The 7,668-nt window shown below is 60.1% G+C and carries 9 protein-coding genes; 6 read left to right on the top strand and 3 right to left on the bottom strand.

What is annotated here, in order from left to right; translation table 11 throughout:
- The 3 genes from L995_RS23780 to L995_RS23770 all read right to left on the bottom strand — a co-directional run.
- A partial coding sequence (locus L995_RS23780) for a helix-turn-helix domain-containing protein (protein ID WP_047473927.1) occupies window positions 1–367 on the bottom strand: 367 nt, incomplete at its 3' end.
- Window positions 364–1,038 (bottom strand): phage antirepressor KilAC domain-containing protein, encoded by a 675-nt coding sequence (locus L995_RS23775; protein WP_231574517.1) that lies wholly within the window; start codon window positions 1,036–1,038, stop codon window positions 364–366. The genes L995_RS23780 and L995_RS23775, both read right to left, overlap by 4 nt.
- A gap of 35 nt (window positions 1,039–1,073) precedes the next feature.
- A complete protein-coding gene (locus L995_RS23770; protein WP_047473925.1) occupies window positions 1,074–1,502 on the bottom strand; it encodes a hypothetical protein in 429 nt (142 codons plus the stop codon).
- A 97-nt stretch (window positions 1,503–1,599) separates the two neighbouring features.
- On the opposite strand from L995_RS23770, the gene L995_RS23765 reads away from it, so the two are divergent.
- The 6 genes from L995_RS23765 (at window position 1,600) to L995_RS23745 (ending at window position 7,608) form a co-directional block, all read left to right on the top strand.
- A complete protein-coding gene (locus L995_RS23765; RefSeq protein WP_047473924.1) occupies window positions 1,600–1,914 on the top strand; it encodes a hypothetical protein in 315 nt (104 codons plus the stop codon).
- 467 nt (window positions 1,915–2,381) lie between these two features.
- Window positions 2,382–3,044 (top strand): S24 family peptidase, encoded by a 663-nt coding sequence (locus L995_RS32310; RefSeq protein WP_082001615.1) that lies wholly within the window; start codon window positions 2,382–2,384, stop codon window positions 3,042–3,044.
- 41 nt (window positions 3,045–3,085) lie between these two features.
- Complete coding sequence (locus L995_RS23760) at window positions 3,086–3,808, top strand: hypothetical protein (protein WP_156136121.1); 723 nt, start codon at window positions 3,086–3,088, stop codon at window positions 3,806–3,808.
- Window positions 3,805–4,638 (top strand): hypothetical protein, encoded by an 834-nt coding sequence (locus L995_RS23755; protein WP_047473922.1) that lies wholly within the window; start codon window positions 3,805–3,807, stop codon window positions 4,636–4,638. The genes L995_RS23760 and L995_RS23755 overlap by 4 nt, the downstream gene beginning before the upstream one ends.
- A gap of 2,473 nt (window positions 4,639–7,111) precedes the next feature.
- Entirely contained in the window at window positions 7,112–7,309 is a 198-nt protein-coding gene (locus L995_RS23750; RefSeq protein ID WP_046988704.1) for a hypothetical protein, read from the top strand.
- On the top strand, window positions 7,297–7,608 hold the full coding sequence (locus L995_RS23745) for a hypothetical protein (protein ID WP_047473921.1): 312 nt from the start codon (window positions 7,297–7,299) through the stop codon (window positions 7,606–7,608). Before L995_RS23750 ends, L995_RS23745 begins: the two co-directional genes overlap by 13 nt.
- The last annotated feature ends 60 nt before the right edge of the window (window positions 7,609–7,668 follow it).

Raw genomic sequence — 7,668 nt, 5'->3', positions numbered from 1 at the left:
GTGGTGCGCCGTCTGCACCCGGTGCGCCATTTGCGGGGGGTGCGCCATTTGCACCCGGTGCGGCATCTGCACCCGTGCCGCGCTTGCGCTTGGCTGGAGCGGCCGCCGGGTTGAAGTTGGCCGGCGTGATGGTGTAGCTGGTGCTCGAATTGACCCGGTATTCACGGAACACCACGCCCACGGTCTGCAGCCATGCGATGGCATCCTGCACCGCACGTTCAGACAGGCAGGTGCGCTTCGCAATCGTTGCAACGCCAGGCCAGCACACGCCGTCATCGTTGGCCTGGTCGGCCAGGGAAATCAGCACAGCCTTCTGCGCTGGGGACATCGCCAGCGGCCAGCAGGCCGCCATGATCATCGTGCTCATTGCTGCCCGCCCTCCTGCGCCAGGCGGGCCTGGTGCTGGCCCCACAGGCCGGCAATCCACGTCACGCCCTTGCTTGTGAACTTGGCCTGCGTGAAGGCGTGGTCGCTGTGCTGGGCATGGCCAGCCTTCACCACGAAACGGCCCGCGTCCAGGTGCTGGGCCAGCGGAGTCAGCCGGCCGCCCAGGTGGTACATCACCTTGTTGTCCAGCAGAAAGGCCCGGAAGCGCTCCTCGTTCGCGCGCAGCAGCTTGCAGACCTGGCGGAAGCCCATGGCGCCGGTCTCGGCCGCCACGAAGCGATCCACGAATTCCGCCTTGGGCGCGGCCAGGGCAAGCGCCTCGGCCGTGCGCAGCTCCGATTCCTTGGCATCTGCCCAGGCGCGCGCGGCGGCCACAGGGTTGGAGAAATCAGGCAGCGCCGGGGCGGCCTGGGCCTCCAGCTCCTGCCAGCGGTCCACCAGGCGCGCAGTGAACTCGGGAGACAGCTGCGCCACCACGACATAGCTGTCGCGCTTGCACAGTTGGTAGACGCTCACGGTCTGGCCGAGATGGTTCCGGACTTCCTGCAACGCAGGGAGTTGGATCACGCCGCGCGCGCCCAGGCGCTCGATGGAGGTCTTCACGTTGTCGTGGCGGGACTCCACCAAAGAAGCGATTTCTTCGCTGCTCATGGTCAGCACGGCGGCGGAAATTGCAGTGATCGCGTTCATTGCCCGGGCCCCCAGAATTTCCGGGCCGGAAATGGGCCTGCCAAATGCTCCCGCAGGTCCATAGCATCAGCGTCATGCAACGCCTTTTCCGCAACCATCAACGTGTAAGTCTTCTCGTGGACCAGCAGGTAAATGCAGTCCCGCTGGCAGGCCGACGAGTTCTGTTTGCGCATGGCCGCACGACGCCTGAAAAGCTCCGCAGTCCCACTGTCAACCCACGTCTTCATGCAGGTGTCCAGAGCCCCATTGGGGCCAGCGATGCCGCGGGCAAACATCACGTCGCCACCTTCAGCCTCGTCCAACCGGGCCTGGACATGCGCCAGCACGCGCTCTGCTTCCTGGGGGGCCAGCCCCTTCAGTGCCTTGATGATTCGATCCGCCGCGTCAATCTCCGCACGGCTCAGTACTTGGGGGGCGTCACGCATGCGGGACTACTCCTGGGGTTGATTCTTGAAAAGGGTGCCCGCCACCTCCCAGGGCAGAATGGAAGTTCCTACACAACCATTCCCAGGAGGGGCGGACATGGAAAACGACATCGAACTGCTCAAACAATCGCTACAGCACAACCTGGATTTGGTGCAGTTGCTTTCGCATCGCGTGGAGATGCTCGAGAGCCAAGTCGAAGAGAACGCCGGACAGCGAATGGCTGTCATGCTTCTCCTCCGGGCCGTGCTCCTGTCTTCAGAGAATCACCAAGAGGTTGCGGCCCTGGCTCAGCGGATCGCGGCACAGCTCCAAGTTCAGCCAAGCATCCTTCTCGATGGGGGCAAGGAGACTTTGGTGCGCGCAAAGACGCACTTGGACTGGATGACTGCGCCCGACCCAGCTCGGGGCTGATTGCACGGACTTCTGGCGAGCGCATCGCTTCAAAGATGGCCATCACGCCAAGGTGCATGCGCGAGGCCTTGACAGCCAACTCGCGTGCCTGCTGCATGGCTCCCAAGTGCCGGCGCCAACTACGCATGCGCTTCTGGTGCGGCAGCGGGCCCGGCCGCTTGGACTTGCGGGGGCTATGCATGGCCTGGCTCCTGGGGGGCCGGCCGATCAAAATCCGACGGCTGACGAAGCCAGTCGTTTTGCAGCTGGATCTTCGGCGGGATGCCGCGACGCTTCCAGTTGTTAACTCGGCGCGAACCATTGAGGGAGCACCAGCCAAGCCGATTGGCTACAGCGGTGCTCCCACCGAGGCGGTTGATGAGGTCGGTGGCGGCAGCGTTCATAACCACCATTAAACACCATGTTGAGAGATACATCAACACAGTGTTGCAACTGCACGTTTAAACGTTTTGTTGAAAAATCACAACATGCATCCTGTCACTCAGCGCATCTATCAGGCCGTAGCCAGCATGACGAGCAAGCCCACCGTAGGGCCAACTGACGTATCGCAATTCCTGGGGCTGGCCAACTCTCAGACTGCAAAAAACTGGGAGAGCCGTGGGCCGTCAAGTGATGGCCTCGTCGCAGCAGCAGAGCGCGGCATCAGCATGAGGTGGATGAAATATGGCGAAGGCTCAATGACAGGCGACTCAGCACCCGGGGATATCACCAACGTTGAACCAGCTCCTGAGTTGAAGAAGTCACGCAGCATCCCTGTCACCGGCAGCGTCCGCGCAGGTCCAGATGGATACCTGGTCCAGGACAACACGCCGGACGGGTGGGTCACTTACTGGACCGGAGATCCTCGCGCGTACGCTCTTCGCATCAAAGGTGACTCCATGCACCCTCGATATCGAGCTGGAGAATTTGTTGTGGTGACCCCCAGCATTGAGGCCCAACCAGGACGAGATGTCGTGGTCAAACTACACGATGGAAACTGTGTTTTAAAACAGTTGAATTGGGTGAGGGGTGATGAGCTTCAGCTCCTCAGCATTAACAACGGCTATGAGCCAATGACAATTGGTCGGCAGGAAATTGATTGCGTGGAACGAGTCGCAGGCAGTGTTGGCCCTGACTCTATGGTTTTTTAGCCTTTACACTATTCCAATTCCAACTGCATCGAGACATCTGAATGAAGCTTGAAACAGCACGTCTGATGCGTGGCAGTGAAACACCGGCCGGTGACGGGGTGAGTGGTGCAATGCGGTGCGTGCTTTCGTTATCCGATGGCAGCATTCGTGGGGCAGTACTGAAGCGCATGGATCGACAACGTGTTCTTGCAGAAGCATTCAGCGCCCTCTTGCTGCGTGGATGGGGCTTGAGCGTCCCTGATCCTTATCTGGTCGATGAGGGGGATGTGATTTCATTTGCGAGCGCGGACGCCACCTACCCAAGCCTCAAGCAGCGCTTGGGCATCGCAGGAATGCCTGAGGGTCCAGCACTGAATGCAGTAGTTCAGGTGGCGATGGGCATCGTCTCCCAGCTCGCGCAGACCCCTACGGCACTGATGGCAGATGAGGCGATCGACAATCGGGACAGGAACCTCGGCAACATTCTTTGGGATGGGCAAGATGTTGCATGGATCGACCATGAGCTCGCACTCGGGCTTGCACAGCACCAACAAGACGTGAACAAGCTCGCGGCGATGGTGGGCACGACGCAGCAAGCCACCTCGATCAAAACTTCAGCCCTAGCAGCGTGGATGGCAGTCAACAGAGACACCCCCACTGCTGCATCCCAGCATTGCGCAGGAACAGAGGCCTTCGCAAGCCTTGTCGCCTCCCGTTTGAATGGCCTGGGTACACGCATCCTGGCTCGCTTTCCTGCCCCACAAGACTTACTATCTGGCGCATGAACGACACCGCATCACTCACCGCCTGGCAGCCCGTCTTTTGGGAGCCCGTCAACGGTACGGGCGAACGGCTGATGGTCGGTGTCGTTCACCAATTCTCGGGGCAATTCGAAGGCAAGAGGATCATCCGCGATGATGTGCTTGACTGCCTGTATGGTCAGCATGCAAGCAACGGCGCTCGGCGTCTCATCGAAACCAGTCTTGACATGATGGCCGCCGCCGCAAATGCAGCGGGTCTTGGTGCGGTTGCGACTCCAATCATGGGGTTGTGCCCTGGCGAAATCCGTGCCACAGAAGCCTCGACAGTTGGCGAGTTGTTGCGAACAGCGGCCCTGCTTTATTCGTCATTGTCGAGCCTAGACAAATTGGACGAGCTAGAGGAGTCAGATGTTGCAGCTCCTGAAGAGGTGAACAAGCGATTTAGTACCGAGGTGCGTGACATTGTTGTCTCTAGAAGGCCTGACCTTGCAGAAGGATTTGGCAAGGGGTGGCCGCTGATTGATGGCGGGCAAACTGTCCGGTTTGGCTACTTTTCGCCAAGGATCGTCGCGCACTTCGGCGTACTGCATCCGGTAAGGCAGAGTTCCTGCGTTAGGGATGCACGCGCTCGGCTGTGGGAGATTTCACGAGCAATGGAGTTGGCATCAATCAGGACTGGCGCATTGATTTGGGCGGTGGCGCGGCTCGACGATGCGACGCTGACACCTCGACAACAGGCTCAGACCAAGACAAACATCGAGGAGATCGAGCAGGAAGCAGGGCCTCATGGCATTCGCTTGCTGCCTGTCCATACTGCTCAAGAAGGTGCTTCCAAGCTCCTAGAGTACGCGTAGAAGTCGCAGCGCAACGATCTCCAGCCCGCCCTGTGCGGGCTTTTTAACATCAAAAAATAAACACCATGTTGCAACACTTTGTTGACAACGAAAAAACACCATGTTTAAATTCATCTCAACGGAAGCATCCACATGCAGAACGTTGGGCACCACGGCATCGACCGGGCTGGCCCCGGTCTTTAACAAGAGAGCTTGAGTACAGATTGGTTGAGGCGGCCGCTGACGGCGCGTAAGAAGTTCAGCGGGAAGCGGGCTGGATCGCTCCAGCCCGCCCCACTCGGTCACAGCATCAGTAGCAGAACGATGTAGCCGATGGCTTGGAGGCACTTGGCCACGTCGATCTTGATGCTCACACGCACAGAAGTCTTCATTTGGATTGCTCCGGTGAAGACCCGTGGCCACGGGTCAAGAACCCGCTTTGCACTTATCACGCGCCCTTGCTGGCGCGGCCAGTTGCTTACCGCGAATAGGCTTCTGGCATCGGCTCTCCTTGATGCTGCCGCTCATATCGCCGAGCGTGCCATGGACGGGCAACCGCCCAGCAGCATCAAGCATCACCTTATGCGGCCTCGCTTGCCGCAGTGGGCGTTGCGAGCGCCCGCCGCAAGTATCTCAGATGGCCGCCTCATCCAATCTGCACTCAGCTCTCGCACTGCACGCCGATGTTGCTTGCCCCACCCGAGGGGCATTCGTCCGGCGCAATGGCGCTCCTGGGCATGGGCCAGGTCAGCGCGCCGCGTCTCCGCGCGGTTGCCAGTCCGTCAAAGCACGGTCCACGGCATAGGGAAGGAACTGCGGGCGGCATGCCCTGTAGAGAGTAGGCGGGAGGCTGTGAAGGGTGCGCGCCAGCGCATTTGGAGCCGACGATGGAACACCGCCCTGGCATTCCGGTGACGCACGCAGTGAGATGACACCACGGAGCAAATAAACGGTGCGGCATGTTGATGCCGTGCAGCTGCTACCAGATGCAGCGGCCCCTGGCTCCGGCCAGGTCCACCAAGAAAGCGCGCACCTTGCCTACCAGGGGCGGCACGTTGAAGCTGGGCAAGGAGCAAGTTCCAGATTGAAGCCGCAGCGCGCTTTCTTGATGGCCAATCGTGACAGGCATTTGCCCGCCTGCAAGCAGTGAAAATCTAGCCACCGTCGATAGAGGGAAGCCGGGGCTTACACGGCATGCCATCATCCTTACCCTGGCCACGGGGTCGCAGAGGCCTCGCAAGCCGCAGCAGGTGGAAGCCCAGCACTTTCTTTACAAGCCGTAAAGCATTTCTTAAGAATCAGCCCTCATACTGCCTTCCACCAGATTCCGCCGAGCCCGGGAGACTTCTCCTCCCTCCCTCTCAAATCCCTTCCCCGGGCACGCCAACACGGCATCGGCATTTTTCTTCCAAGGCCCGCAGCTTCACCGCTCGCGGGCCTTTTCGTCTGAGGACCGGGACGCTCGCAGGGACCCCAAAAAACAAAACCCGCCGAGGCGGGTTCTGGAGTTCAGCAGTTGCCCTTATTGGCTTGGCTAGGCGGGCAACCGTGAGGATGGCTCTTGTACCCGCCACGGTAGCCATCGTCATACACAGCACAGCCGTCGAGAACAAAGGCCGCAACGGCCATGGCGAAAGCGATTTTCATGTGGGAGCCTTGCATAGAGTTGCGGGCAACAGTCTAAGAGCGCCGCTTCTTGGCTCATGTAAACCATTGTTGGCGACTCTGGCCTTGAAGCGCTTGCATCACGCATGCATGTGGCCCCTTACGGGGCCGCCACAGGCACAAGGAAGCTCCGCTCCCACTTTCCTCTCGCGTCCCACGCGGACACCTTGTCCAAGAAATTCATACAGGCAGGGCTTGTCGGACCTACATGACCAACCTGTCTTTGCTCGCAAGCAGAGGCCTCACAAGAAGCTGAAATAGCGTCTGTCCCAAGCCCTGCAAAACCCTGCTGATGGAGGTAAGCATGAGTCAAGTTGTGCCCAGTGAGTCTTTCAATCCAGACCCGGATGCTCGCTATCACAGGAGCCTATTGGAGGCTTTTCCGGTAAGGGGCAGCTACCAGCTCATACAGCTACGAAGCAGGAGATCTCGCAGCCCCTTCCGACGTTTTTCGAAGGCTTTTTCTCGGGCGATTCGCGCGCTTTTTCAATGACTTGAGGAGGATTGTGATGCGGCATATTTTCCTAACATTTTTCTGGTCTGTGGTGACCCTCATCTCTCTCTACGTCGCTGTGTTGGCCGGACCAATGTTCCCGGTCACAAGTTGAACCTCGGTTGACTACCGGGCCTATGGCTGACTCATGGTTCTCCTGGAATTCATAGGCACGCCCTGAAAGGGCACCGGACTTTTTCTTCCTCGCGCCTGCACCGTGCGGGCATTGGCAAGCTCTCAGCAACACTGACGGCTTGTGTTTTTGTGGGGTCCGCCTCGTGCGGCATTGGCCCGCCTTGCAGCAATGCAGGGCGGGCTATTTTTTGGGAATTCATCGTGAGATTCAGATTCAACCGCCTGCGCGGCGAACGCGGCCGCGTCGCATATGAGCCGCAGACCTATGCGGACTGGCGCGAAGAAGAGCGCCTCATCGCCGAGCAGGAGGCCCAGCGCCTGCAGCGGCAAGCAGCCACCACCCCGATCCCGCCCTCTGGCGGGATTGCTGTTTCTGGAGAGCCCAAATGCAACGAGTGATCCCATCCGAGCCCTTCAATCCTGACCCAGATGCGCGCTTTCTCCGCGAGGCCTCGCGCCCCGGCCCTGTTGCCGGGCCGGGCCCGGCCCCCACGCCCGGCGGCTGGCTGCTGCTGTGCTTGGCATTGCTGGTGGCTCTGGTGCTCAGCGCCTGCGCAGATGCCGGCGCGGCCCAGGAGCCGGTGGACGGCGCAGCAGACGTGCAGCGCGCGCACAGCTCCGCCCAGGCCTGCCCGCCAAGTCATGCAGTCGTGTGGACCGGCCCGCAATCCATGGAATGCCTGCGCGAGCTGCCATGACCAAACTCCTCGGCTTTTTCCTCTGGTCGGCCTTCTCGGCCGCCGGTTTTGCTGCTGCGG

The organism is Delftia sp. ZNC0008, from assembly GCF_000799035.1.
GTDB classification, from domain to species: Bacteria; Pseudomonadota; Gammaproteobacteria; order Burkholderiales; family Burkholderiaceae_C; genus Comamonas; species Comamonas tsuruhatensis.
The sequence above is the reverse complement of the archived record's forward strand: the minus strand, read 5'-3'. Positions and strand labels throughout refer to the sequence as shown.

Bases quoted from the DNA above. Each gene is read 5' to 3' on its own strand.
- L995_RS23745 (WP_047473921.1), top strand. From the start codon at position 7,297: ATGCAACGAGTGATCCCATCCGAGCCCTTCAATCCTGACCCAGATGCG.
- L995_RS23765 (WP_047473924.1), top strand. From the start codon at position 1,600: ATGGAAAACGACATCGAACTGCTCAAACAATCGCTACAGCACAACCTG.
- L995_RS23755 (WP_047473922.1), top strand. From the start codon at position 3,805: ATGAACGACACCGCATCACTCACCGCCTGGCAGCCCGTCTTTTGGGAG.
- L995_RS23770 (WP_047473925.1), bottom strand. From the start codon at position 1,502: ATGCGTGACGCCCCCCAAGTACTGAGCCGTGCGGAGATTGACGCGGCG.
- L995_RS32310 (WP_082001615.1), top strand. From the start codon at position 2,382: ATGCATCCTGTCACTCAGCGCATCTATCAGGCCGTAGCCAGCATGACG.
- L995_RS23760 (WP_156136121.1), top strand. From the start codon at position 3,086: ATGAAGCTTGAAACAGCACGTCTGATGCGTGGCAGTGAAACACCGGCC.
- L995_RS23775 (WP_231574517.1), bottom strand. From the start codon at position 1,038: ATGAGCAGCGAAGAAATCGCTTCTTTGGTGGAGTCCCGCCACGACAAC.